This window comes from Cryptocyanus atlanticus LEGE 06306, from assembly GCF_056633155.1.
In genome coordinates, this window is record NZ_JBSJOZ010000010.1 from 71,653 (window position 1) to 93,385 (window position 21,733).

A 21,733-nucleotide genomic window follows, 5' to 3' on the forward strand; every position below is an offset into this window, starting at 1 on the left:
GCTGATCCGGCCAGCTGGCTCCCTGTCTGGTCCCGTTGGGTGGACACCATTCCCCCATTCCCCCCTTGCCCCGATGTCCTTTACCCTGATCGCTGGTCCCTGTGTGATCGAGAGCCCGGAGCTGGTGTTCGAGATTGCTGAGAAGGTCAAGGCGATCACCGATCGTCTGGGGATCACGTATATCTTCAAGGCCAGTTTTGACAAGGCTAACCGCAGTTCGGGGGGTTCCTTCCGCGGTCCGGGTGTGACAGCCGGCCTTGAAGTGCTGGCCGAAGTCAAACGGCGCCACGGCCTGCGGGTGCTCACGGACATCCACGAGAGCCTGCAGGCCGCCCCGGTGGCGGAGGTGGTCGATGTGCTGCAGATCCCGGCCTTCCTCTGCCGGCAGAGCGACCTGCTGATCGCGGCCGCCGAGGCCACCAGCGGCACCGACAAGGTGATCAACGTCAAGAAGGGTCAGTTTCTCGCTCCCTGGGACATGGCCCAGGTGGTGGCCAAGCTCAGGCAGGCGGGCGCTCCCGAGATCTGGTTGACGGAGCGAGGCAACAGCTTCGGCTACAACACCCTGGTGGTGGATTTCCGCAGCCTGCCCCAGCTCAGTGATCTGGGCTGCCCGGTGATCTTCGATGCCACCCATTCGGTGCAGCAGCCCGGGGGTCAGGGCACGAGCAGTGGGGGGCAGCGGGAATTCGTGGCTCCCCTGGCCCGTGCCGCCGTGGCGGTGGGGGTGGACGGGCTGTTCATGGAGGTGCACCCCGATCCGGACCAGGCCCTCAGTGATGGTCCCAACATGGTGCCCCTGCATCGCCTCGAACCCCTGCTGGAGCAGTTGCTGGCGATCCGTGCCCCGCTCCAGAAGGGTCCGGTGGCCGTCAGCACGCTCTAGGCCCAACGTCCGGCTCCCCCCGTGCAGCACCCTTCCCTTCTGCGTCACCTCCGGTTCCAGCTGGGGCTGCGCCGCTGCGGCCGCCACCTGGATGGACTCCGGCTGCTCGTGCTCGATGTCGATGGGGTGCTCACCGATGGGGGCCTCTTCTACGGATCCGAGGGTGAACCGCTCAAGCGGTTCGATGTGCGCGATGGCCTGGGCATCCGCCTGATCCAGTCGCTGGGCATCGAGGTGGCCTGCCTCAGTGGTGGTCGCGGCGGGGCCACCCAGCTGCGCGCCGCCCATCTGCGGATCCGCCATGCCCTGGTGGGTGTCCAGGACAAGGCCGCCGCGATCGTGGAGCTGGGCGCACTCCTGGGCGTGGCACCGGACCGGACGGCCTACGTGGGCGATGACCTCAACGATCTGGTGGTGCGGGATCACGTCGGGCTGCTGCTCACTCCGGCCGATGCACCGGGCTGGTTCCGCCACCGGGCCGATCTGGTGCTGCCTGAGCCCGGCGGCCGGGGTGCCATCCGCGCCCTGGCCGAGGCGATCGCCTGCCGGCGGGGCCGCATGGAGGCCCTGTTGCGTCACGGCTGGACGGATCGCAATGCTTAGGCGCCGCCGGGAGGATCTCCACTGGTGGCGGAGGGGCCTGCGCCGGCGGCTCCTGGGCGAGCCGGAGGAGGAGGCGGCGCTCTCGGCCTATGCCGGTCTGGTGCACCAGGCCTTCCACAGTGAACCCTTCGCCCCCCGGGTCTGTCCCGATCTCTGGGAGGACGGTCGGTTCCGTCCCAGCCGTGATCTCCCGGCGTTTCACACGCCGGTGCGGAGGGAGCGCGAGAAGTCGTCGCATCACTACGGCCACGACATCCTGCTCAAGCGGCACGGCGGTCTGCCCTTGATCGGAGCCCCCCTGCCCCTGCTGCTCGAGCATGGACTCAAGGTGTCGCGGGAGTCGGGTTTCGAGAGCCCCAGGCCCTGGTCGAAGGCCTTCCTGTGCATGGGCCCCCTCCGAGCCCGGTGGGTTCAGGAGCGCTTCGGTCAGCCGGCCCTGGCGATCGGCCCCTGGATCGCCTACGCCCGATCCCTGCTGGACCCCCGACGCCAGGAGGCGCTGCGGCGGGAGCTTGGCCCCACCCTGTTGGTGGTGCTGGCCCACAGCTGGGACGCGGTGGAGCGCCGGATGGATCTGCCCGCCTGTCTCGCCGCTGTCCGGAGTATCCAGGCCTCGGGAGGCTACCGATCGGTGATCTGGCTGCGGCACTGGAAGGATCCCGAGTGGCCCGGGCTTCCGGCCGAGTGGATCGTGGCCTGCAACGGCCATCGCTCCAACCCCTGGTTCCTCGATGCCCTGCGCACCCTGATGGAGCTCAGCCAGGGCCTGGCGACGAACGCCTTCGGCACCCATCTCGGCTACGGACTGGCGCTGGATCTCGACCTGCACTGGATCGAGGTGGCTCCGGAGCAGGATCTCTCCGCCCTGCGCCGCGGCCAGGCCGACGTCGAGGCCGTCGAGTGGGAGGAACGCGCCGCCCTCAGCCGCCAGCTGGCCGCCCTCCTGGGCCGGGTCGACGCCTGCGCCGCCGTGCGCTCCCTGCTGCAGCCCTACTGGGGATTCGACCGGGTTCGGAGCCCGGCCCAGATGCGCTCTATCCTCCGGGGCGGTGTTCACCCCCCATGCCCTGCCGATCCTCAATGATCCCCGCCGGGGCTGGAGCCCTCTGCGGGCTGGCTCTGCTGAGCGGCTGTGGTCGGCATGATCCGCCCCAGGCCATCGATCTGTCCTTCATCGTGGCCTCCAGCAATCAGCAGGCCTCGGTGACCCCGGTGGCGACCGCGGGCCAGCGGGCCATGCGTTTCGATCCCGACACCCTCGCCTGTCAGGGCATCGGGGAGTACCGCCAGGTCAGCCCCACCACCGAGGTGGTGATCCGCGACGAACGGGGCCGTGAGATCGGTTCGGCTCCCCTGGGGCCGGGAACGGTGCTGGCGAAGGAGCGGGATGCCGATGGGAGCTGGGTCTACCGGGGCTGCCGGTTCTCCCCCACCATTGCGCTGCGGGGGCCCGCCCGGATCTACAGCATTGAGGTGGCCCAGGGCAAGTTCGGCGTCCGGCGCCATGTCAGTGAGCTGGCGGTCTCATCCGGTGCCGTGGTGATCGATCTGGAGTGAATTCTGCGCCGGTTCCGGGGGGGATAGATCGCCGCCAGGAAGGTCCCGAACAGGGCCGTGAGGATGGGGACTTTCATCATGCCCAGTTCCACCATGTGGAAGCCGATCAGGTAGAGGAACAGCGCGGTGCTCGTGAAGGCCATCGCCGCCCCCATCTCCCGGCCCCGGCCCGGTTTCGCGCGGTGCGCCGTGTTGCGCAGCACCCGACGGACCATCAGCCCCAGCAGCCCCAGGACCAGAGCGAAGGGCAGGACCCCGTTTTCCGCCCAGATCTGCAGCAGGAGGTTATGGGAATGGGTCAGGAACCGGCCCGTGACCTCAGGAGTGCACCAGACCTGCCAGGAGTTCTGAAACCCGACTCCATAGATGAACCGGTTCTCACCCTTGAACGGCAGCCCGAGATAGCACTCCCACACCCGGAATCTGCCGATGTCGTTGGCGAGGTTTTCCGCCCCGTAGAGGTCGCTGAACCAGCGCAGCAGCCCTCCCGGGGCGGTGATCTCCACGATCAGGGCGATGGCCACCAGCGAGGCCGGCAGCACCACGGCGAGCAGGGCGAGTCCGCGGCGGGCGGCGGGGGTGAGTGCCGAGAGCCGGCCGCGGACGGCTGCGCCGAGCCGATCGCGGACGATCAGCAGACCGGCCAGCAGCAGGGACAGGGGGACCAGCCCCATGGCGGCCCGGGAGGTGGTGGCTCTCGCCAGGATCAGGCTGGCGGCGATGCAGGGGATCATCGGCAGCCACCCGTGCAGCTGGCGCCGGCCCAGCACCCCCGCCGTCACGCCGCTGAGGGCCCCCAGTCCGGCCAGCAGGGCCGTCTGGTTCTTGGTGAGGCTGTGGGCCTGATACTCGATCGACCACCAGGCGAAGTCGACGATGACCTCAGCGTTGAGCAGCACGCCCACCAGACAGGCTCCGCTCACCAGGGTGGCGGTGCGGCGCCAGTGGCCGGCGTCGCGGCCGAAGCCCACCAGAAAGGCGATGATGACCACCACGTAGTCCATGTGGGAGACGGGAGTCGGACCGTCGTCGAGCACGATCCCGCGCACGTTCAGGGCCAGGATGGCCAGCACCCCCCACGACCAGGGCAGGGCGCTGGTCAGGCGCACGGTCTCGATGGCGAGCCAGACCGTGGTGGCTCCGGCACTGAAGCGTTTGCCGTCCTCGATGAACAGCATCACGATCGCCAGCACCAGGCACGCGTCGCTGATCAGTGACACGAAAGCCTGGAGATTGAACCGGCTGCGCGTCGACGGATCCGTTGGTTTCAAGGGGGGGGGCTGGCGAAGGGGGTCAGGGGTCCGGTGCGGGCCGTGGAGGGGTGCCCAGAGGCTCTGCCTCCGGGCGGCCGGGGCCGGGGCCGTTGGTCTGCCCTCGCCCCGCTGGGGCATCGGAGGGGGAGCGGACCCAGAAGCTGCAGGCCGGTAGAAAGCCGAACAGCACGATGAGCATCGTCACCTTCAGCATCGTCAGTTCGAAGATGTTGAAGATCAACAGAAACAGGCAGCTGGCCAGCAGCGCCGGTGCGATCACCCGGGCCCTCCGGCCATCTTCGCCCGTGTCGGTGCTGGCCGGCAGCAGCCGGTTCAGACGGCCGAAGACAAGGATGGCGACCAGGGTCACGGCGGCGGCACTGATCAGTCCGGAGTCCGCGATGATCTGAACGATGAAGTTGTGGGCGTGGCTCACGGAGATTCCCACGTCCTCATCGCAGAACCGGATCCTGGCCGCCCCGTACCCCGCCCCGAAAAACCAGAAGCCCGGCTCCAGGAACGGCAGGCCGAGGTAACAGCCCAGCACCGCCAGGCGGCCGTCATCCCCAGTGGTTTTCCGCTCGCTGAACATCTGCAGCAGCCGGGTGTCGAGCCCGCTCTGGTGGAGCAGGACCAGGGCCAGGACCCCGGCTCCGAACACCAGGGCGATCCGCCGCGGGCGCCAGGCGGAGGGCCGGCCGGTCAGGGCCAGTCCGGTCCCCACCAGCAGCGGGGGCAGCAGCACGGCCAGGCGGGAGCCGGTGGCGAAGGCCGCGAGGGCGCTGGTCAGGGCCGCCAGGGTCATCAGCATCCGCAGGCGACCCCGGCTGCGGATCGCGACAGCAGCGCTCTGACACAGGGTCAGGCCGCAGAGAAAGGCCGTCTGGTTGACGCTCAGAGCGCCGACCCGGAAATACTGCCCCCCCCAGGTCTGGCCGAGGTAGCCGGACAGATCGGCCTGGCCGACCCAGATGGCCTGCAGGGAGGCGCTCAAGGGGGTGAGGTTGAAGACGAAGCCGACCACACCCGCCGCCGCGATCGCGACCAGGGAGGCCTGCCAGTGCCGCAGGGGCCGTCCCACGCCGGCCACGAAGGCCGCGATCAGCACGATGTATTCGATGTGGGAAAAGGGTTTGGGGCCCTCGTGCAGCACCACGCCCCGCAGATTCAGCAGCAGGATCAGGATCAGCACCCAGTTGAAGTTTCCGCTTCCCGGACTGATCGCCAGCCGCAGCACCAGCCAGAGCAGGGCCACCAGGGCACTGGTCGTGTCGTTCTGGGTCCAGGCCATCAACACCCCCAGGCCCAGGAGCAGGTCGCTGCCGCGCTCCAGGGGCTCGCGCCGCCGTTCGATCCAGGCCCTGGACCGTTCCAGCATGGGCTCGATCCACCAGCGGGGCGTCTCCCGCTCCGATCGGCAGAGGGGGCCGGCCTCAGGCATCGAGAGTTTCGATCGGGGCCAGGCGGGGGTCGAGGATCTTCGGCCCCATCCCCTCGAACTTCACGGCGATCGACACCTTCTCACCGGAACCGAACAGGTGGGTGATGGTGCCGACCCCGAAGCTGGCGTGGCGCAACCGCTCGCCCACCGCCCAGGGGCGGGAGGGGGCGCGCCGGCGCACCGCGTTCGTCGCCCCGCCCGCGACGCCCCCCGACTCCACCCGCCGGCTCTCCGGGCGGTCCACCCGGGTGAGGCGATCCAGGCGCTGCTCCCGTCGCAGGGCCGCGCCACCGCTGCGGGGGGTGTCCCCATCCAGCAGCTCTTCGGGCAGCTCCGAGAGGAACACCGACGGCACCGCCGGCTCCCGCATGCCGCCCCAGAGCCGCCGCTCGCTGGCATGGGAGAGGAACAGCCGTTCCTTGGCGCGGGTGAGGCCCACATAGCAGAGGCGCCGCTCCTCCTCGAGGGCGGAGGGATCCTCCAGGGAGCGGTAGCTGGGGAATAGCCCCTGCTCCAGCCCCACCAGGCACACCACCGGAAACTCCAGCCCCTTGCTGGCGTGGAGGGTCATCAGGGTGACCCGGTCGGCGGCCGTGTCCTTGCTGTCGGCATCGCTGGCCAGGGCGGCGGAGGCCAGGAAGCCCTCCAGCGATCCCTCCTCGTTCTCCTCCTGGTACTGCAGGGCGGCATTCACCAGCTCCTGCAGGTTGCGGCGCCGTTCCTCCGCCTCATCGGTGCCGTCGCTGATCAGTTCTGCCAGGTAGCCGCTCTGCTCCATCACGCGCTGCACCAGCTCCGCCGGCGGCGCCTCCTGCACCCGCTCCGCCAGATCGCGGATCAGCTCGCTGAACTGCAGCAGGCCCCGGGCCGAGCGGCCCGCCAGGGAGCGCACCGCCTCCGGATCGCTCACCACCTCCCACAGGGGCAGGCCCAGCTGGGCGGCGGCATCGCTGAGCCGCTGCACGGTGGTCTTGCCGATCCCCCGTCGGGGCACATTGAGCACCCGCAGCAGGCTGACACTGTCGGCCGGGTTCACCAGCAGCCGCAGGTAGGCGAGCACATCCTTGATCTCGCGCCGGTCGTAGAAGCGCAGGCCCCCCACCACGATGTAGGGGATGCCCCAGCGCACCAGGGATTCCTCCATCGCCCGGCTCTGGGCGTTGGTGCGATAGAGCACGGCCATGTCGCCCCAGCGCAGCTCCGGGTGGGCCGCCTCCAGCATCCGCAGCCGATGCACCACCGCTTCGGCCTCGGCGATCTCGTCGTCGCAGCGGGTCACGAGGATCGGCTCCCCCTCGCCGCGGGTGGGGCGCAGCACCTTGTCGATCCGTTCGCTGTTGTGGGCGATCAGGGCGTTGGCCGCCTCCAGGATCGTGGCGGTGGAGCGGTAGTTCTCCTCCAGCTTCACCATCGTGCGGGTGGCCTCATCGCTGGCCTTGTCGCCAAAGTCCTCCTGGAAGCCCATCAGGATGGTGAAATCAGCGGCGCGGAAGCTGTAGATGCTCTGGTCGGCGTCGCCGACCACGAAGACCGAGCGGCTGCCCCAATCGTCGAAGTGCTCGGGCTCGCGGCCATTGGTCACCAGCAGCTTGATCAGGTCGTACTGGGTGCGGTTGGTGTCCTGGTATTCATCCACCAGCACATGGCGGAAGCGGCCGTGCCAGTAGTGGCGCACCTGCTCGTTGCCCTGCAGCAGCTGCACCGGGAGCAGCAGCAGGTCGTCGAAGTCGAGGGCGTTGTTGGCCGCCAGGGCACGCCGGTAGAGCCGGTAGGCCTCGGCCTCCTTGCGGCCCCGCAGGCCCTCGGCCTTCGCCTCCATTCCATCCGGCAGCCAGCCCTGGTTCTTGGCGTTGCTGATCGCCCAGCGCACCTTCTTGGGCTCGAAGCGCTTGGGGTCGAGGCCCAGTTCCTGGGTCACGATCTCCTTGACCAGGCTCTGGGCATCGGCCTCGTCGTAGATCGAGAACTGGCGGGTCCAGCGGAGCCCTTCCGGGTCCTTGTACTTGTCGATGTCGAAGCGCAGCAGCCGGGCGAACAGGGCATGGAAGGTGCCGATCCAGAGATCCTTGGTGACCTCGCGGTAGATGCGGTTGCGCAGTTGCCGCTGCTCCTGCGGCGGCAGGGTGCTCAGCGGCTGGCCGAAACGGCTGGTGGCCAGCCGCTGGACCAGCAGCAGCTCCAGCCGCTCCTTCATCTCCCGGGCGGCCTTGTTGGTGAAGGTCACCGCCAGCACCTGATGGGGATCGACCCCGTGGTGTCCGATCAGGTGGGCGATGCGGTGGGTGAGGGCCCGGGTCTTGCCGCTGCCGGCGCCGGCCACCACCAGCAGGGGGCCGGTGTGGTGGTCCACGGCGCGGCGCTGGGCCTCGTTGAGTCCACCCAGGAAGCCGCCCGAGTCAGAGGGAGCGTGGCTGGGACCGACCATCCGACCAGCCTACGGCCCTGGCGCGGCTGGCTCAGAGCAGCTGGTTGGAGTAGACGAGGCGGCGGTTCATGGCCTGCAGCGGTGGGAGCTGGGCGGCGAGCCCGATCCAGGGATGACTGCCGCTGAGCCAGCCGCCGTCATAGCGGACGGCGGCGGATCGGGAGGGATCGAACCGCATCCGGTTGCCCGAGAGGATGTGGCTGCCCTGGGCGTCCTGGGCCGGCCTGAGCATCGTCGGTTCGTAGTCGAGGTCGAGCCAGGTGCAGAGCTTGTTCAGCGCCGCCTCCGGAGCCAGGGCCAGCTCCTCGTAGCCGAGCTGGAACACCGGCCGCCCGGAGCGGCGGAGCACCTCCGCCACCTGCCCGTTGGTGCGGGCCCAGCGGGCCATCGATCGCCAGGCGGCTCCGGGGGCGGAGCGGGAGCCGGCGGAGCGGGAGTGGACCCAGGAGCGCACGTCACGCACCAGGTGGATCAACCGCACCTCCACCCCCGGAAACGGCAGCAGGGGGACCTCCAGATCGGATTGATAGGAGTCGACGGCCCAGGCGATCGGCTGATCGCCGCGGTTCTGGGCGCCCACCTGGCCCAGGAGCCGCTGGAGCTTGGCGCGGATCGAGGCCCCGTCATGGGCCGGCAGCCACTCCAGCAGCGGCCCCCAGATCGGACAGCGGGCCGCCGTTTCCCCGCAGGTGCAGCGGCGGGTGTGCCGGAGCTCCTGGCGCAGCTGGGCCGGTCCCCGTTGTTCCTCGCCGGGGCCGATCGGCTCCAGGATCCGCACCGCCTCCCCCAGCCCGACCATGCGGGAGTGGCTGCCGAGCAGGAGATCGAGCACGGTGGTGCCGCTGTGGCCGAGGCCCCGGATCAGCAGAAGGTTCGGGTCGGCCATGGCGGGGGGGCGGCACGACAGGGGCGCGATCCGGAGCCCTGACCCCGGATCGGGGGCGACCCTACGGCCCTGGCCGGGAGTTGGGGGGCGGACCCTCGGAGCGGACCCGCTCGATCAGGGCCATGAGCTGCTCAATGTGATGGGCCACCGTGAAGCGGGCCGCGCAGCGGTCCCGCCCGGCGTTCCCCAGCTGCGCCGCCAGCGGCGGATCGTCGGCCAGGCGGGCGATCGCGGTGGCCATGCCCTCCAGATCCCCTTCCTCCACCAGCAGACCCGTCTCCCCCTCCAGCACCACCTCCGGAATGCCCGCATGGCGCGTGGCCACCACCGGCAGACCACTGAGCTGGGCTTCCATCACCGCCACCGGGGAGCCTTCCTGGTCGCCATCGGGTCCGGTCAGGGAATGCTGCAGGAAGCCCCGGCTGCGCCGCATCCAGCCGGCAACCTGCTCCGGAGTCTGCAGGCCGGGGAACTGCACCTGCTCCTCCACCCCCAGCGCCACCGCCTGCCGCCGGGCCTCCGCCAGCAGCGGGCCGGCTCCCACCATCACCAGCTGCAGCGCGGCGGGACGACCCCTGGCGGCCCGGGCGAACGCCTCCAGGGTGATCAGCGGACCCTTTTTGGCCACGAACCGTCCCACCGCCAGGAACAGGGGCGGCGCCGCGGCCGGATCGGCCCCGCCGAAGCGATCGGGATCGGCGCCCGATGGACTGATCAGGAGGGGAAGCGGCGTGGTCCGTTCCGGCGCCAGGGCCCGCAGGGTGTTCGCCATCGGCCGCGATTTGACGACCACGGCGCTGCACAGCCGCAGCAGACGCCGGTAGCGCGGCCGCAGCCGCTCCAGATAGCGGCGGGAGGAGGCGTCGGCCCCGCGGAAGTGAACGATCAGTGGCAGTCCGGTGGCGGGCACGAGCTCCATGATCCGCACGGCGTGGAACCCGAATTCCGCCAGGACCACATCGGGCCGCTCCCGCCGACAGATCGTGATCGCCAGCCGGGAGGGCATCCAGCTGGCGGCCCGCTGCCAGCCCAGCCGGTCCAGCACCTTGCTGGCCAGGATCGCCAGGCCGAAGGCCAACCGCAGCGGCGGGCCACCCCAGGGCCGCTCGTCGCCGCAGTAGACGGTGGTGGTGCACGGCAGGGCGCGCAGGTTCGCCCGGATGAAGGTCTCCGACGGGGTGCGGCGGCTCGGGGCGAACACCAGCAGCCTGAGTGGGGCCGGCCGCTCGCCGACGGATGGGACGGTCATCCGCCTCCACCATCGCGGTCGCGGCCGAGCAGGGGCTCGAGCAGCTCCAGGAAGTGGCCCCTGATCCGCTCGGGTGCGAAGCGTTCCCGCACCCTTCGGCCCTCGTCGCCCAGCCCCTGGCGGAGCATCGGATCGGCCATCAGCCGGGTGAGGGCGCCCGCGAGCTCCGCCTCGTCCGCGGCGGCGGGCAGCAGCCAGCCGTTGTGTCCCGGCTCGAGGATCTCGGCCGGACCGGTGGGGCAATCGAGCGCCAGGCAGGGGCAACCGCAGGCCATAGCTTCCAGCAGCACGTTCGGGAAGCCTTCGTAGCGGGAGCTCAGCACGAACAGGTCGGCCCGGCCGTACCAGTCGGCCACGTTGCCGGCCCTGCCGGGGAGCACCAGGCGGTGCTGCAGGGAGTCGTCGTCCGGGAGCCGTGCCCGCAGGGCGGCCACCTGATCGGCACCGTGATACGGGCGGGCCTCAAGCCCCAGAATCACCAGCCGCCAGTCCGGATGGTCGGCGGCGATCCGCGCGAAGGCGCCCACCAGCCGATCGAACCCCTTCTGGTGGGATTTGGTTCCCACCGCCAGGATCACCGGCCAGGCCGGCTGGAGCCAGTCGGCGGGATCGAGGCGGGGCTCGAAGCTCGCCAGCGGCCAGGCCACCGCGTTGGGGAGGCAGGCGGTCCGCCGGGCCAGGCCCTGCCGCCGCAGCCAGGCGGCGATCGCTTCGGTCTGAACCAGATGGAGGGCCGCCCAGGGGTAGACGAGCCGCCGCAGCAACCGCCAGGGCGCCGAGGGGGGCTTGGCGGGTGGGTAGTTCCGCTCCGACACCACCACGGGCACACCCAGGCCGCGGCTGGCCAGTAGCAGCTTGATCGCCGGCAGGGTGGTCATGCCGATGGCCAGTTCGATCCTCAGCCGCCGAAGCTGGCACCGCAGGGCCAGCAGGCGCCAGGGAAAGCCGAGCGGACCGAGGGCGCGGGCGGCGTCGACTTCCACGACGCGCCGGACATCAGCGCCGATCGGATAGAAGTCCCAGGACGGCCCATGACGGGTGAGCACGGTCACCGCATGGCCCGCCTGCCTGAGCCAGGCGGCGAACTGGAGCGTGACCCGTTCGGCGCCGCCGGCCTTGAGCGAATCGATGTAGAGGAGGATCCGCATCAGGGGGTCAGGAACTCCGCCAGCCGCTCGTTCAGCTCCGCGGTGGCCACATTGAGGATCCGCCCCGGTTCGATCGGCTCCGGACGGGGGAGGAGTCCGGAGCCGGCCGGCTCCCCGACGCTTGTGGCGTACGACTCCAGCAGGCCGGCCACGAACCGCCGGTGGTTCTCCTGGGCGCCGCTGCCGCCGTGCCGGGGATTCAGGGTCTCGAGGCGGAGGGTCTCGAGGGCGGCGAGCGCCCGCCGCTGCCCCCCGTCGTCCTGGCGGCGCCAGGCATCGAGCAGGCCGATGCCCAGGCTGCGGGCGAAGTTGGTGGTGAGCCGGTAGGCCACGTCGGCGGGCAGTTGGCCGTAGTCGATCCGCTCGGCCAGGGCGAGCGCCCTCGCGCCGATGCGTGCCACCGCGTCCCCGTCGCCCACCAGCAGATGGAGATGGATCAGCGTGGCATAGGAGGAGATCAGCAGCTTGGCCCGGTTGCGGCGGTTGCCCTGGGGGCAGGAGAGGGTGGCGGGATCGTTCTCCAGCCCTGCGGCCATCGCCTCGATCGGGGGGATGAGCACCGCCGCCTGGGGGCGATCCCCATCCTTGAGGCTTCGGTAGGAGAGGCTGATCAGGGCATAGGAGCGGTGCGACGGCTGGAACACCGGGTCGTCGGCCACACCCCAGAGCAGCCGGCGCTGGCTGGCGGGGTCCTTGGGCCGGAAGCCGCGGCGGAACAGCAGCCGATGCACCAGTTCGTGCCGGCCGTGCCGTTCGGCCAGGGTGTGGAGGTCGGCGAGGGCCGTGGCGTCGTCGTTGCCGGCGACGGCCCGGTGCACCCGGGCGCCCAGCAGAACGCTGCGCAGGGAAGCGGGCAGGACCGCCCCGATCGGGCGGCTCAGCAGCCAGGTGGCCGGGGCTCCACTGCGGCGCTCCAGCATCAGCCGCAGGGCCGCCCGCCTACCCACGGATCCCCCGGGTCGCCCGCAGGCTGCCGCGCAGGCTGGCCAGGACGTTCACCGGCAGCTCGATGAGCCGCCGGATTGTGTGCCAGTAGCCCCGATGCCACCAGGCGATCGGCATGTCTCCCAGCGTCCCGGCCGGCAGCAGCTTCTCCGGCAGCCGCTCCACGCAGATCTCGGGGATGGCCAGGAACCGGCTCCAGAACACCACCCGCCGCAGGCGGTTCACCTCCCTGGCCACCGGTGCCGGTGGGCGTGGCGGGGTGCCGGCCTCGGCCACCCAGTCGCCGGCGTCGGTCCGGCGGTAGCGGCTGGGGGCGGCACCGGCATGCCAGGGGCAGTGGGCCGCCACCACCCGGTTGGCCAGTGAAGTGGCCGACTTCAGGGCCTGACTGCGGCGCAGGTCGAGGCCGGGGCTCTCCGTCTCCCTGCCGTCCCGGCGGGCGGCCCGGTAGTGGATCGAATGCGGGATCACCCCGATCGCCTGATCCGGCAGGGTCTCGAGGGGGAGGGGCAGCAGGCAGCCCAGCCGCGCCTTCAGATCCTTGTCGTCGAAGCCGTAGCCCCAGAGAAGTTCGTTGAAGCCGCCCACGCGCTCGATCAGGGCCCGGTCCATGATCCACTGCCCGAGTCGGCCGTCGGGCCCGCTGCCGAAGCGGCAGAGCGGCGCCGTGCCGGCCAGCGCGTCGGGGTGGGCGAGAGCTTCCGGCCAGCAGTCGGCGTCGAGCTTGAACAGGCAGGAGCCGCGGGCGCGCGCCAGGGCGAAGTTGTAGGCCCGGCAGAGATTCCAGCGGTCTTCTCCGCTCACCCGCAGGATCCGGATGCGCGGATCGGCCGGAAGATCGCCGCGCCGCAGGGGGATCTCACTGCTCCAGTCGACGATCAGATGTTCCTCGTGGTGGGTCCAGGCCGCCACCCGCCTGGCCGATTCCAGCAGGTGGGCCTGGCGGTTCATGCAGGCCGTCACGATGCTGGTTGATCGGGGCATGGGATCGGTTTCACTCCAGTCGGCTCAGATCCTGCAGCATCGCTTCGGTTCGGCCCCGGTAGGTGTGGGCCGCGGCCCCCGCCAGCCGCTCCGGCCGGCCCGGCCCGTCCCCCCGCAGGGCCGCGGCGATGGCGGTGGCGAAGGCCTCCGGAGTGGGCGGGCAGAGCAGGGCCAGATCGCCGAACGGCTGAAGGGCGTCGATGGCCGTGGCCACCACGGGCAGGCCCGCCGCCAGGTATTCGAAGAACTTCATCGGGAACATCGCCCGGGTGTAGGGGGTCTGGCGAAGGGGCAGCAGCCCCAGATCGAGGCCCTTCAGCCAGGAGGGCAGGGCGTCGTAGGGCCGGGTGCCCAGCAGGTGCACGTTCTCGAGGGCCGCCAGGGCCGCCACGTTGGTGGAGGGATCCCCTTCGCCCACCGGACCGATCAGCACGAAGGACCAGTGGGGATGGCGCCGCGCCAGGGTCTCCAGCAGCGAGAGATCCAGCTTGTAGGCGCTGATCGCGCCGACGAAACCGATCCGGGGGGGCGGCAGGGCGACCAGCTCGGCGGGGATGGCCAAGGCCGGATCCCGGGCCTGGGCGAAGTGGGCGCCATCGGCCACGTTCGGGTAGTAGAGGGTGGCCGGATTCAGCGGCCGCAGATCGCTCAGCAGCTGGGGGGAGGTGACGAACACCGCATCAGCCTCGGCGCAGAGGCGGGCTTCGCCGTGATCGATGGCGGCGGCCGGCATGTCCGGTTGTGCCTGGATGGCGTCCACGCAGTGATAGATCAGCCGGTCGTAGGCCCGGGCATCGAGCACCTCGAGGGTGCGGGGGTTGTAGGTCCACAGCCAGTCACGGCGCAGGCCCAGCCGGCGGCGGCAGCGGGCCAGCCCCAGCCGGAGCACCTGGCGATTCAGCCAGGCGGCCAGGCCGCCGCGGGCCCCCGGCAGCACCAGCGGAGACCAGACCCAGAGCCGCTCCCGCACCGGCCGCGGCGGCCGCAGGCCGTGGCGGAGCCGCTGCAGCACACGCTTCCAGTCGGAGCCGCCCGCGCGCAGCGGGCGCAGACCCAGCGACTCCACGTAGAGCACGCGGTGACCCAGCTCGGCGAGGGTGCAGGCCACATGCTGCTTGTTGGTCCAGAGCGGATGGTCCCAGTCGGCCGTGGCCAGGAGCGTGATGTCGGCCGGCCTGGCCTGTCCCCCCTGCTCCGGCGCGATCCTGGTCGTCACCATCTCGACCCCTACCCTCTGTCCATGAACCGACCGGTCCCCATCTTCATCGGTTACGACCCGCGGGAGCGGGCCGCCACCAACGTGCTGATTGACAGCCTGTACCAGCACAGCAGCCTGCCCCTGGCGATCACCCCGATCGTGGCGGAGCAACTGAGTGCTCTGCACAACCGCCCCCGCGATCCGAAGCAGAGCACGGCCTTCTCCTTCACCCGCTTTCTGGTGCCCTCCCTGATGGACTACCAGGGCTGGGCCCTCTTCATGGACTGCGACATGCTCTGCCGGGGGGACATCGCCGATCTCTGGGCGCTGCGCGACGACCGCTACGCCGTGATGTGCGTGCAGCATGAGCATGCGCCCACCGAGGCGGCGAAGTTTCTCGGGGAGGTGCAGAGCGCCTATCCGAAGAAGAACTGGAGCTCGCTGATGCTGCTCAACTGCGGCCGCTGCTCCGCCCTCACGCCTGCGTACGTCGAGACCGCCAGCGGGTTGGACCTGCATCGGTTCCACTGGCTGGCCGGCGACCATGAGATTGGTGCGCTTCCCGTCGGCTGGAACCATCTGGTCGATGTGCTGGCCCCACCGGAGCCCGGCTCCGGCGCCGACGCGGGGCCGACCCTGTTGCACTGGACCCTGGGCGGTCCCTGGTTCCGCCAGCAGCGCGCCACGGGCGGTCCGCTGGCGGCCGAGTGGTTCGGCGCCCGCGACGACGCCATGGCCCTGTGGGACTGAGCGGAGCGGCCGACCTCGGCTGCGGGGTCTGCGCGATCCAGGCGACGCTTGAACCCGGTGACGACCCGCTGCTGCACCACGAGGGCCCCTGGCTGCTGCGGCACCATCCCCACCCCAGTCCTCTGGTGGGCTGGATTCTGCTCGATGCGCGCCGGCACGTGCCGGGCCCGGACCGCTTCGATGCTGCGGAAGCTGCCAGTCTGGGGCCGGTGCTGCGGCGCAGCTGCGCGCTGGTGAAGGAGCTGGTCGGCTGTGATCGGGTCTATGCCATCGCCTTCGGGGAGGGGGCCCGCCACTTCCATCTGCATCTGATCCCGCGCCATGGTGCCGACGCCGACACCGAGAGCTGGCGGGTCGCGGATCTCTACCGGGCCGTGGCCTCCGGCCGGCAGCCGCCGGCCGATCCCGCTGCCGTGGCGTCGTTTCTGCGCCGGGCCCGGGCCCGTTGCGCCTCCTGGTGAGGGCGGCGCAGTGTGCTCGGGGATGATGCAGCCACCGCCCACCGGTCCGTTCCGCGCCGTGGAGATCCCCGGCATCCCCCTCTCCCTCTGGCCGCTGCTGCAGCGGGCGGCCGGCGGTGATCGGCTGGCGCTGGTGGGAGGTGCGGTGCGGGATCTCCTGCTGCACACCGTGCACCGGGATCCCTGGCGCGGCATCACCGATCTGGACCTGGTGGTGGATGGCGGCGAGGCGGGGCCCGGGGGGCCGGTCCGGCCGGATTCGCTGGCCGCTCCCCGGCTGGGGCGGGCGCTGGGCCAGCAGCTGCCCCCCGGGCGGCTGCTCGGTTTTCAGGAACATGGGGCCTACGGCACGGTGGAACTGGAGCTGCTGCTGCCGGAAGGCCCCCTGCTGCTCGATCTGGCCACTGCCCGTCTGGAGAGCTATCCGGTGGCGGGGGAGAACCCGGTGGTCCGGGCGGGCCGGCTCGAGGACGACCTGGCCCGCCGCGATTTCAGCATCAACGCCATGGCCCTGGTGCTGTCGCACGACCCCGAGGCGTCCGCTCGGGACGGCCTGCCCCTGGACTTGCTCGATCCCCATGGGGGCCAGGCGGACCTGCTCCGCCGGGAGCTCCGCTTTCTGCACGCCGACAGCGTTCGGGACGATCCGACCCGCCTGATTCGGGCCGCCCGCTATGCCGCCCGGCTCGGCTTCCGGCTGGCGCCGGAGGGCCGGGAGCAGGCGGCGGCCACCCTGGCCGCCTGGCCCTGGGCCTGGCGGCAGGGTCAGGATCCCGCCCTGGCGCCGGCGGCGTTGGGCACCCGCCTGCGGCGGGAACTGGAGCTGCTGCTGCAGCGGGAGCCCTGGCGGGAAGCCCTGGCGGCCCTGCAGGGCTGGGGAGCCCTGGCGCTGCTGGATGACGGGCTTCAGGCCGACCGGCACTGGCCGCGGCGCCTGCGCCGGGCGAACCGCTTCGATCTTCCTCCGTTGGTGGCCCTGCTGGCCGGTGCCAGCGATCCGCTGGCGGTGGCTGAACGGCTGCAGGTGCCCCACCGCCAGCATCAGCTGCTGGCCCAGTGGCTGCTGCTGGGGGAGCGGCTGGAGCGGGCGGGCTGGCCGGGTTCCGGGGAGGACTGGACTCCCTCGCGCTGGTCGTCGCTGCTGGAGGGCCAGGGACTCAGCCCGGCGGCGGTGGCCCTGGCCCTGGCCGCCGGCACCGGGCCGCGGCGACCCCTGCTGCGCTGGTGGCTGCGCTGGCGCCATCTGCGGGGGCCCCTGACGGTGGCTGATCTGCGTGCCGAAGGGGTCGCCCCCGGCCCGGCCCTGGGGGAGCGGCTGCGCCGCTCCAGGGCAACCCGGCTCGATCGGGAACGGCTCTAGGGGCCAGGGTGGCGGCTATAGGCTCCGCGGCAGCGGACGGCATGCGGGTGAGCCAGACGGGATCAGGCGGGGCGCCCAGCTGGCGTTGTGTGGTGGCCGTGCCGGCCCGGCTCGAGTCCTCGCGGCTTCCCGACAAGGTGATCGCCGACATCGGCGGCACACCGATGCTGCGGCGGGTGCTGGAGCGTTGCCGCTCCGCCTCCCGTCCCGTCGCGGTGGTGCTCTGCACCGACAGCGAGGCGCTGCACCAGGCTGCCGTCGGCTGGGGTTTCCCGGCGCTGATGACCAGCGCGGCCTGCAGCTCGGGCAGCGACCGGCTGGCCTCGGTGGTGAACGACCTCGTCACCATCGGCGGCGATGCGGCTGCCCGCACGGTCATTCTCAATGTCCAGGGGGATCAGCCCTTCATCGATCCCGCCGTGATCGACGCGATGGCAGCGGAGTTCGAGCGCCGCCAGCCAGCCCCGGAGGTGCTCACCCCAGTCTACCGGCTCGGGCCCGAGAAGGTGCACGACCCCAACGTGGTGAAGACCCTGCTGGCCGGCGATGGCCGGGCGCTCTACTTCTCCCGCTCGGCGATCCCCCATGTGCGGGGTGTAGACCCCGCCCAGTGGCACCGCCACTCCCCCTACTGGGGCCACGTGGGGATCTACGGCTACCGGGCCGAGCTGCTCTCCCGCTGGGCCGCCCTGCCGCACTCCGCCCTGGAGCAGACCGAGAGGCTCGAGCAGCTGCGGCTCATCGAGGCGGGGGTGCGCTTCGGCACGTTCCAGGTGGAGGGAGATTTCCTCTCGGTGGATACGGCCGATCAGCTGGAGCAGGCCCGATCCTTGGTGCAACAGGCCTAGGGCCCGGCCCTCCGATAGGTGCGCCGTGTCAGCAGGAACGAGGTCACCGACCAGACGGCCATGCTCACCAGGGCGATCCACAGGGGCGGGACGGCCAGCCGTTCCAGTCCCCAGCCCACCAGCAGCCCCAGCGGCAGACCGATCAGCTGCACCCCCAGGTAGGCCACCAGCAACGGCCAGCGAAACCGGACCCGGAAGCTGATCCGGGCGTGGAGCACCGCGTTCACCACCAGACAGAGCCCCCCCGCCACGGCGATCGACTGAACGGCCGTGGCGCCGGTCCGGGTCATGGCCCAGAACACCAGCAGATAGAGCAGTTCCCCGCAGCCACCCACCAGCAGGAAGCGCACCGCGCTGCGATCGAGCGGACGCCGCAGCGTTCGCCAGGCTCCGTTGTTCATCGGGGAGGCGCACCAGGTCCGATCGTGTCCAGGCTGCGGACGAAGGACTGGGGTTTTCCGCTCACGGTGAGAAAAATCCGGCCCAGGTACTCCCCCAGCAGGCCGATCAGCAGGCACTGAATGCCTCCGAACAGCAGGATCGCCGAGACGATCGAGAGCCAGCCCTGCACCTGGACCCCGTTGATCAGGCTCTGCAGCAGGAGGGTGACGATGGTGAACAGTCCCGCCAGGGCCATGCCCACCCCGAGCAACGAGGCCAGCCGCAGGGGCATGATCGAGAAACTGGTGAAGATGTTCAGCCAGAGGCGGATCAGGCGCCGCAGGCTGTAGCCGCTCTCCCCCACGCTGCGGGCATCGTGCTGCACCTCCAGGCTGCCGATCGAGCGGGTGTACTGGGAGAGCAGGCCGTCGATATAGGGATAGGGGCCCTGATAGTGGGCGGCGTGATGGGCGATCACCCCGGCCACGCAGCGGAAACTGGAGAGATAGAAGCGCTCGGGAAGATCCAGCAGCCAGTAGGCCGTGTGGTTGGCGAAGCGGCTGCCCAGGTTGCGCCAGCCGGCGTGCCGCTTCTGGCGGTAATCGCCGTACACCACGTCAAGGCCGTCGGTCACGGCCTTGCGCCAGAGCCGCAGGCCTTCCTCGGGGGGATTCTGCAGGTCGTCATCGAGATTGAGCACGTACCGACCGCTGGCATGGCGGTAGCCGGTGAGCACCGCCTGGTGTTCGCCGAAGTTCCGGCCGTGGCAGATCAGCAGACCCTGCAGACGCGTTCCCTTCAGTCGCCGCCGCAGCCGGGCGGCGGTGTCGTCGGGGCTGCCGTCGTCGACGAACACCACTTCCCACAGGCAGGGAAGCGCCAGGCCTTCCAGACGATCGATCAGGGCATCGATCGAGCCGCTGCTGCGATACAGGGGGATGACCAGGCTCAGTTCCGGCGTGGAGCCAGGGTCCAGCACCGCGGGCGGGAGGGGACTCTCCGATGCCACCGTCATCATCAAGGTCCTCCCGTCTGATCTGGGATTCGAAGCCCCGCTTCGGGTGCTGATTCAACCATGGCCGGCCGTGCTCAGGTCTCCTCCCGCAGCAGAGCCATGAGCCCGCGGCAGACGTGCTCCACCCGCTCCTCTTCCAGGTAGGGATGGAGGGGGAGGGTGAGGATGTGCTCCACCCTGCGCTCGGTTTCCTCCAGGCCGCCGGTCGCTCCGAACCGCTCGATCACGTAGGGATGCTGGTGGCAGGCGAGCGGATAGTGCACCCCCAGCGGCAGTCCCAGCTCCGCCCCCCGGCGCAGCAGCCGGTCGCGATCCACCCCGGGCAGCTGGATCACATACAGGTGATAGCCGTGGCGCCAGTCAGCGCCGTCGCCGGGGAGCAGGGCCGCCTCCCCCAGCGGGGCCAGCCGTTCGGCATACCAACCGGCCACCTGCCGCCGATCCTGGATCCGCTGCTCCAGCTCGGTCAGTTTCCCCAGCAGCACCCAGGCCTGCAGTTCATCGAGGCGGCTGTTCACGCCGAACTGCACGGCCCGGCGTTGCCCGTCCCAGCCGTAGAAGCGGCTGCGGCGCGCCCTCTCCACCCCTTCCGGCCGGCGGATCACCAGGGCACCGCCGTCGCCGAAGGCGGCCAGATTCTTGGTGGGATAGAAGCTGAAGGCGGCGGCGTCGCCCCAGCTGCCCACCGGCCGACCGTTGACGGTGGTGCCGCAGGCCTGGGCGCAGTCCTCCACCAGGGCCACCTCTTGGGAGTGGCAGAGCCGGCTGAGGGCGGCCAGATCACAGGCTTCGCCATAGAGATGCACGGCGATCACGGCCCGGATCGGCCCGGCCCCATCCGCTGCCGCCGGCCCCGGGCCGGCCTCGCCCTCCAGGATCCGGCGGAGATGCTCCAGCGAGAGCACCGCCCGGCCCGGCTCCAGATCCACGAACATGGGCACCGCCTCCAGGCGCAGCACCGCGGCCAGGGTGGCGTAGGCCGTGTGGGAGGGCAGCAGCACCCGCTCCCGGGCCTTCACCCCGCAGGCCCTCAGCGCCAGTTCGAGCGCGTCGGTTCCGCTGGCCACGCCGATCACCTGGTCGGGATCGAGGTCGGGGGAGAGCCAGCCGGCGAAGGCGGCCTCGAAGCGCCGCACCCCTTCGCCCAGGATCAACTGGCCGGAGGCCTGGATCCGCTCGAGGCCCTCGATCAGCAGATGGCCGTAGCGCCGGCAGTCCCGCTGGGGGAAGTTGAAGGGGTCGGGGCTGGGGGCCTGGGGCATCGGGATCAGCTCGATCGGACCTGGGGGCGGGAGGTTTCAGAGGTAGTGCGCGCTGTGTTCGCGGTAGTAGGCCAGGGTGCGCTCGAGCGTGGCCGCCAGGGGCTGGAGCGGCTTCCAGCCACTGGCGGCTGTGAAGCGCTCGTGGCTGGAGTAGTAATCGCCGATGTCGATCTTCTTGCGCTCGGCTGGATACGGAACCACGACCAGATCCCCGGATCCATGCAGCTGGATCATCAGCTCGGCCAGGGCCCGCAAGGTGATCCGCTCGCTGGAGCCCAGATTGTATGGAACTGTTTCCAGATCCGTGCGCAGGGCCGCCAGCAGCAGGGCGTCGACCACATCTTCCACATCATTGAAATCGCGGATCTGATCGCCACCCCAGACCTGAATCGGCTGACTCTCCAGCAGCTGCCGGATCCAGATCCCCACGAAGGTCTGGCGGGCATCACGGATCCGCATCCGGGGGCCGATCGTGTTGGTGAGCCTCAGCACGCAACTGCTCAGGCCATACACATCCTTGTAGAGGCGATGGTAAAGCTCGGCGGAATGTTTGTTGATGCCATTGATGTCGACCGGCTCGATCGGGTGGGATTCGTCCACCGGCAGATAACGGGGTCGCCCGTAGAGTTGCCGTGTGCTGGCGAACACGATCCGGGCCTCAGGATTCAACCGGCGGCAGAGCTCCAGCAGGCTGAGCTGGGCGATGCCGTTGATGGCCAGATCGGTCTGTGGGTCGTGCATCGAATCGAGATGACTCGTCTGCCCGGCCAGATTGAAGATCACCTCCTTTTCCTGCAGGAGCACCTCGAGGGAATAGCGGTCGCGGATGTCCGAGAGATTCACCCGGATCGTGTGCTCATGGCCCCGCAGGTTGAACAGATTGCCGCCGTATTGCGGGATCAGGCTGTCCACCACCGTGACCGCCGCTCCCAGGGTGCTGAGGCGGATGGCCAGGGTGGAGCCGATGAAGCCGGCGCCCCCGGTGATCAGAACGCGCCGGCCGCGCCAGGGCTCGGCTGCCGGATCCGCTGCAGGAAAGGACTGATTGTGGGGGTGCAAACCGGTCCCCGGAGGTCAGTCC

At 70.5% G+C, this 21,733-nt stretch carries 21 protein-coding genes; 8 read left to right on the forward strand and 13 right to left on the reverse strand.

The features are described from left to right. The first annotated feature begins 73 nt into the window (after window positions 1-73). The 4 genes from kdsA to ACWJI7_RS11055 are packed head-to-tail and all read left to right on the forward strand — an operon-like array spanning window position 74 to window position 3,046. Window positions 74-886, forward strand: a complete 813-nt coding sequence (gene kdsA, locus ACWJI7_RS11040; protein WP_479937946.1) for a 3-deoxy-8-phosphooctulonate synthase — start codon at window positions 74-76, stop codon at window positions 884-886. A 21-nt stretch (window positions 887-907) separates the two neighbouring features. Further along, window positions 908-1,489 (forward strand): KdsC family phosphatase, encoded by a 582-nt coding sequence (locus ACWJI7_RS11045; RefSeq protein ID WP_479937947.1) that lies wholly within the window; start codon window positions 908-910, stop codon window positions 1,487-1,489. Beyond that, the gene (locus ACWJI7_RS11050) at window positions 1,482-2,573 is read left to right on the forward strand and encodes a hypothetical protein (RefSeq protein WP_479937949.1); all 1,092 of its coding nucleotides are present in this window, start codon (window positions 1,482-1,484) and stop codon (window positions 2,571-2,573) included. Before ACWJI7_RS11045 ends, ACWJI7_RS11050 begins: the two co-directional genes overlap by 8 nt. Further along, window positions 2,570-3,046, forward strand: a complete 477-nt coding sequence (locus ACWJI7_RS11055; protein ID WP_479937951.1) for a hypothetical protein — start codon at window positions 2,570-2,572, stop codon at window positions 3,044-3,046. Before ACWJI7_RS11050 ends, ACWJI7_RS11055 begins: the two co-directional genes overlap by 4 nt. Here the strand turns inward: ACWJI7_RS11055 and ACWJI7_RS11060 are convergent. From ACWJI7_RS11060 to ACWJI7_RS11100, 9 genes are all read right to left on the reverse strand, one after another. Further along, window positions 2,950-4,266: an O-antigen ligase family protein gene (locus tag ACWJI7_RS11060; protein ID WP_479937953.1), complete on the reverse strand. Its 1,317-nt coding sequence runs from the start codon at window positions 4,264-4,266 to the stop codon at window positions 2,950-2,952. The two genes, ACWJI7_RS11055 and ACWJI7_RS11060, sit on opposite strands and share 97 nt — an antisense overlap. 73 nt (window positions 4,267-4,339) lie before the next feature. Next, complete coding sequence (locus ACWJI7_RS11065) at window positions 4,340-5,740, reverse strand: O-antigen ligase family protein (RefSeq protein WP_479937955.1); 1,401 nt, start codon at window positions 5,738-5,740, stop codon at window positions 4,340-4,342. Further along, window positions 5,733-8,165: a UvrD-helicase domain-containing protein gene (locus ACWJI7_RS11070; protein ID WP_479937957.1), complete on the reverse strand. Its 2,433-nt coding sequence runs from the start codon at window positions 8,163-8,165 to the stop codon at window positions 5,733-5,735. The genes ACWJI7_RS11065 and ACWJI7_RS11070 overlap by 8 nt, the downstream gene beginning before the upstream one ends. A 31-nt stretch (window positions 8,166-8,196) precedes the next feature. Further along, a complete protein-coding gene (locus tag ACWJI7_RS11075; RefSeq protein ID WP_479937958.1) occupies window positions 8,197-9,051 on the reverse strand; it encodes a sulfotransferase in 855 nt (284 codons plus the stop codon). 61 nt (window positions 9,052-9,112) lie between these two features. Further along, window positions 9,113-10,300, reverse strand: a complete 1,188-nt coding sequence (locus ACWJI7_RS11080; protein WP_479937960.1) for a glycosyltransferase — start codon at window positions 10,298-10,300, stop codon at window positions 9,113-9,115. Further along, a complete protein-coding gene (locus ACWJI7_RS11085) occupies window positions 10,297-11,448 on the reverse strand; it encodes a glycosyltransferase family 4 protein (RefSeq protein ID WP_479937962.1) in 1,152 nt (383 codons plus the stop codon). Before ACWJI7_RS11085 ends, ACWJI7_RS11080 begins: the two co-directional genes overlap by 4 nt. Further along, window positions 11,448-12,395: a hypothetical protein gene (locus tag ACWJI7_RS11090; protein WP_479937964.1), complete on the reverse strand. Its 948-nt coding sequence runs from the start codon at window positions 12,393-12,395 to the stop codon at window positions 11,448-11,450. The genes ACWJI7_RS11085 and ACWJI7_RS11090 overlap by 1 nt, the downstream gene beginning before the upstream one ends. Then, on the reverse strand, window positions 12,388-13,377 hold the full coding sequence (locus ACWJI7_RS11095) for a glycosyltransferase family 2 protein (protein ID WP_479937966.1): 990 nt from the start codon (window positions 13,375-13,377) through the stop codon (window positions 12,388-12,390). Before ACWJI7_RS11095 ends, ACWJI7_RS11090 begins: the two co-directional genes overlap by 8 nt. Before the next feature lie 10 nt (window positions 13,378-13,387). Further along, window positions 13,388-14,596: a glycosyltransferase gene (locus ACWJI7_RS11100; protein ID WP_479937968.1), complete on the reverse strand. Its 1,209-nt coding sequence runs from the start codon at window positions 14,594-14,596 to the stop codon at window positions 13,388-13,390. A gap of 21 nt (window positions 14,597-14,617) precedes the next feature. On the opposite strand from ACWJI7_RS11100, the gene ACWJI7_RS11105 reads away from it, so the two are divergent. From ACWJI7_RS11105 to kdsB, 4 genes are read left to right on the forward strand one after another with little or no spacing between them, the layout of a single operon-like run. Next, window positions 14,618-15,325 (forward strand): glycosyltransferase, encoded by a 708-nt coding sequence (locus ACWJI7_RS11105; protein WP_479937970.1) that lies wholly within the window; start codon window positions 14,618-14,620, stop codon window positions 15,323-15,325. Further along, entirely contained in the window at window positions 15,316-15,786 is a 471-nt protein-coding gene (locus ACWJI7_RS11110) for an HIT family protein (protein ID WP_479937972.1), read from the forward strand. The genes ACWJI7_RS11105 and ACWJI7_RS11110 overlap by 10 nt, the downstream gene beginning before the upstream one ends. Window positions 15,787-15,811: 25 nt before the next feature. Then, window positions 15,812-17,146 (forward strand): tRNA nucleotidyltransferase/poly(A) polymerase family protein, encoded by a 1,335-nt coding sequence (locus tag ACWJI7_RS11115; RefSeq protein ID WP_479937974.1) that lies wholly within the window; start codon window positions 15,812-15,814, stop codon window positions 17,144-17,146. Window positions 17,147-17,193: 47 nt separating this feature from the next. Beyond that, complete coding sequence (gene kdsB / locus ACWJI7_RS11120) at window positions 17,194-17,994, forward strand: 3-deoxy-manno-octulosonate cytidylyltransferase (RefSeq protein ID WP_479937976.1); 801 nt, start codon at window positions 17,194-17,196, stop codon at window positions 17,992-17,994. Here the strand turns inward: kdsB and ACWJI7_RS11125 are convergent. The 4 genes from ACWJI7_RS11125 to ACWJI7_RS11140 all read right to left on the reverse strand — a co-directional run bounded on the left by ACWJI7_RS11125 (window position 17,991) and on the right by ACWJI7_RS11140 (window position 21,711). Beyond that, window positions 17,991-18,395, reverse strand: a complete 405-nt coding sequence (locus ACWJI7_RS11125; RefSeq protein ID WP_479937978.1) for a GtrA family protein — start codon at window positions 18,393-18,395, stop codon at window positions 17,991-17,993. The two genes, kdsB and ACWJI7_RS11125, sit on opposite strands and share 4 nt — an antisense overlap. Further along, a complete protein-coding gene (locus ACWJI7_RS11130; protein WP_479937980.1) occupies window positions 18,392-19,390 on the reverse strand; it encodes a glycosyltransferase in 999 nt (332 codons plus the stop codon). The genes ACWJI7_RS11125 and ACWJI7_RS11130 overlap by 4 nt, the downstream gene beginning before the upstream one ends. A gap of 74 nt (window positions 19,391-19,464) precedes the next feature. Next, window positions 19,465-20,652: a DegT/DnrJ/EryC1/StrS family aminotransferase gene (locus ACWJI7_RS11135; protein ID WP_479937982.1), complete on the reverse strand. Its 1,188-nt coding sequence runs from the start codon at window positions 20,650-20,652 to the stop codon at window positions 19,465-19,467. Between the two features lie 36 nt (window positions 20,653-20,688). After that, the gene (locus ACWJI7_RS11140) at window positions 20,689-21,711 is read right to left on the reverse strand and encodes an NAD-dependent epimerase/dehydratase family protein (protein ID WP_479937984.1); all 1,023 of its coding nucleotides are present in this window, start codon (window positions 21,709-21,711) and stop codon (window positions 20,689-20,691) included. Window positions 21,712-21,733 lie beyond the last annotated feature (22 nt).

Coding starts and splice junctions, on each gene's coding strand:
- ACWJI7_RS11105 (WP_479937970.1), top strand. CDS start 14,618: ATGAACCGACCGGTCCCCATCTTCATCGGTTACGACCCGCGGGAGCGG.
- ACWJI7_RS11135 (WP_479937982.1), bottom strand. CDS start 20,652: ATGCCCCAGGCCCCCAGCCCCGACCCCTTCAACTTCCCCCAGCGGGAC.
- ACWJI7_RS11070 (WP_479937957.1), bottom strand. CDS start 8,165: ATGGTCGGTCCCAGCCACGCTCCCTCTGACTCGGGCGGCTTCCTGGGT.
- ACWJI7_RS11050 (WP_479937949.1), top strand. CDS start 1,482: ATGCTTAGGCGCCGCCGGGAGGATCTCCACTGGTGGCGGAGGGGCCTG.
- ACWJI7_RS11095 (WP_479937966.1), bottom strand. CDS start 13,377: ATGCCCCGATCAACCAGCATCGTGACGGCCTGCATGAACCGCCAGGCC.
- ACWJI7_RS11130 (WP_479937980.1), bottom strand. CDS start 19,390: ATGACGGTGGCATCGGAGAGTCCCCTCCCGCCCGCGGTGCTGGACCCT.
- ACWJI7_RS11075 (WP_479937958.1), bottom strand. CDS start 9,051: ATGGCCGACCCGAACCTTCTGCTGATCCGGGGCCTCGGCCACAGCGGC.
- kdsA (WP_479937946.1), top strand. CDS start 74: ATGTCCTTTACCCTGATCGCTGGTCCCTGTGTGATCGAGAGCCCGGAG.
- ACWJI7_RS11055 (WP_479937951.1), top strand. CDS start 2,570: ATGATCCCCGCCGGGGCTGGAGCCCTCTGCGGGCTGGCTCTGCTGAGC.
- ACWJI7_RS11080 (WP_479937960.1), bottom strand. CDS start 10,300: ATGACCGTCCCATCCGTCGGCGAGCGGCCGGCCCCACTCAGGCTGCTG.
- ACWJI7_RS11115 (WP_479937974.1), top strand. CDS start 15,812: ATGCAGCCACCGCCCACCGGTCCGTTCCGCGCCGTGGAGATCCCCGGC.
- ACWJI7_RS11125 (WP_479937978.1), bottom strand. CDS start 18,395: ATGAACAACGGAGCCTGGCGAACGCTGCGGCGTCCGCTCGATCGCAGC.
- ACWJI7_RS11085 (WP_479937962.1), bottom strand. CDS start 11,448: ATGCGGATCCTCCTCTACATCGATTCGCTCAAGGCCGGCGGCGCCGAA.
- ACWJI7_RS11065 (WP_479937955.1), bottom strand. CDS start 5,740: ATGCCTGAGGCCGGCCCCCTCTGCCGATCGGAGCGGGAGACGCCCCGC.
- ACWJI7_RS11100 (WP_479937968.1), bottom strand. CDS start 14,596: ATGGTGACGACCAGGATCGCGCCGGAGCAGGGGGGACAGGCCAGGCCG.